Genomic DNA, 2,227 nt, shown 5'->3' with positions numbered 1-2,227 from the left:
GGACGCATCGGCAGGCGGAGTGAGCTCGTCCGCAGTACCGGCGCGAGCCAGCCGCGGCGCGTGCACCCCACCCGAGCGCAACGCGACCTGCGCCTCACCAGAGGCCAGCGCACCGGGCAGCACGGCCCACGACTCCGACGTACCATCCGTGTCCACCAGGACGATCCGCCCCGGCATCTCCGTCTGCGCCGCCCGCAGCAGCCCCCACACAGCGCCGCCGCCCAGGTCGGTGACACGTTCACCGGACAGGACGGCGACCGCGCCCTTCGTGACGACGACCAGCTTCGTGTCAGCGGAGTGGTTGGCGTCCGCCGACGCCTGGGCGGCGCGAAGCGCGCGTACGACGGCGGCTTCGGCCGTGTCGGCGTCGCCGTGGGCCGGTTCCGCCGTGACGGTGACGACGACCATGGAGGCCGTGTCCGTGTCGGCCGTCGGCACGCCCGCGGCACCCAGCCCGGCGGCGGCGCCGAGGGGGTCCTCGCCGGTGACGGCCCAGGTGACATCGGTGCCCGGCTCCGTCGCGGGGTCGACGGGCACCCACTCGACGGCGAACAGCGCGTCATCCGCGCCGGTGTGCGCCGGCCGCAGTTGCTCGGCGGTGACCGGGCGCAGGACGAGCGAGTCGACCGTGGCGACAGGCGCGCCCGCGGTGTCGGCGACCAGCAGCGACACGCCGTCACCGGCCCGGGCGAGCCGGACCCGCAGGGCGGCGGCGCCGGAGGCGTGCAGCGCGACCCCCGACCAGGCGAACGGCAGCCGGCCGGTGTCGTCGCCGAGGAGATCCCCCATGGCGACGGCGTGCAGCGCGGCGTCCAGAAGTGCCGGATGCAGCCCGAACGCGGCGGCGTCGGCCGTACGGTCCTCCGGCAGCGCGATCTCGGCGTACACCGCGTCGCCGTCGCGCCAGGCGGCGCGCAGCCCCTGGAAGGAGGGGCCGTAGGCGAAGCCGCCCTCCGCCAGCCCGGCGTACAGCCCGTCGACCGGTAGCGCTGTGGCGCCGGCCGGGGGCCATACGGTGAGCCCGTCGGACGGTGCCTGGACCCCGGCCGTGGCGAGCAGGCCGCCGGCGTGCCGTACCCACACTCCGTCGAGGCCGGGACCCTCGATGCGGGAGTGGATGCCGACCGGCCGCAAGCCGTCCTCGTCGGGCGCGCCGACCCACACCTGGAGGTGCACGGTGCCGTGCTCGGGAAGCACCAGCGGTGCCTGGAGGGTCAGTTCCTCGACGCGGTCGCAGCCCACCTCGTCGGCCGCGCGCAACGCCAGTTCGGCGAGCGCGGTGCCGGGCAGCAGGACGGTGTCCATGATCCGGTGCTCGGCCAGCCAGGGGTGCGTCCGCAGCGAGAGCGATCCCGTGAGCAGGAAACCGCCCGCGTCCACCAGCCGCACGGCCGCGCCCAGGAGCGGGTGGCGCGCGTCGGTGAGGCCGAACCCGCCGGCGTCACCCGTCGCGGTCCCCGGCGCGGGCCAGTACCACTCGCGCTGGAAGGCGTACGTGGGCAGCTCGATGCCGCGCGCGGGCACACCTTCGTAGAACGCCGACCACCGCACACCCGCTCCGCGCACCTGCGTCCGGGCCAACGCACCGAGCAGCGCCGACACCTCCGGACGCCCGGCCCGCAGCGCGGGGAAACAATCGAAGCCGACTCCCTCCGTCTCGCCAAGGATGCTCTGCGCCATGGCGGACAGCACACCGTCAGGCCCGATTTCGACATACGTGCGCACACCCTCGGCATGCAGACCACGTACCCCGTCGGCGAACCGGACCGCCTCCCGCACATGCCGCACCCAGTAACCGGGGTCGGTCAGATCACCGGCCAGGTCCCCGGTGACGTTCGACACCACCGGAATACGAGGGCTGTTGTACGTCAGCGACTCGGCAACCGCGCGGAAGTCCGCCAGCATCGGGTCCATCAGCGGCGAATGGAAGGCATGCGAAACGGTCAGCCGCTTGACCTTCCGCCCCTGCGAACGCCAGGCCGCCTCCAGCTCACCGATCGCCTCACCCGCGCCGGAGACGACGATCGCCTCGGGCCCGTTGACCGCCGCGACCGCCACATCCTCGCGGCCCGCCAGCGCCTCCCGTACGAACGCCTCCTCCGCCTGCACCGCCAGCATCGCGCCACCCGCCGGAAGCGCCTGCATCAACCGACCCCGGGCGGCCACCAACCGGACCGCGTCCTGCAGCGACAGCACACCCGCCACGTGCGCGGCGGCCAGCTCACCG

Annotated in this window: 1 protein-coding gene; it reads right to left on the bottom strand. The window is 74.4% G+C overall.

Annotated elements, in window-relative coordinates:
* On the bottom strand, positions 1 to 2,227 hold a 2,227-nt coding region (locus K7G61_RS35755), incomplete at both ends, for an acyltransferase domain-containing protein (protein ID WP_225851320.1).

Source organism: Streptomyces sp. HPF1205 (genome assembly GCF_020400825.1).
In the GTDB taxonomy this organism is placed as follows: Bacteria; Actinomycetota; Actinomycetes; order Streptomycetales; family Streptomycetaceae; genus Actinacidiphila.
Note: the sequence above shows the minus strand (reverse complement) of the source record. Positions and strands in the feature narration are given on the sequence as shown.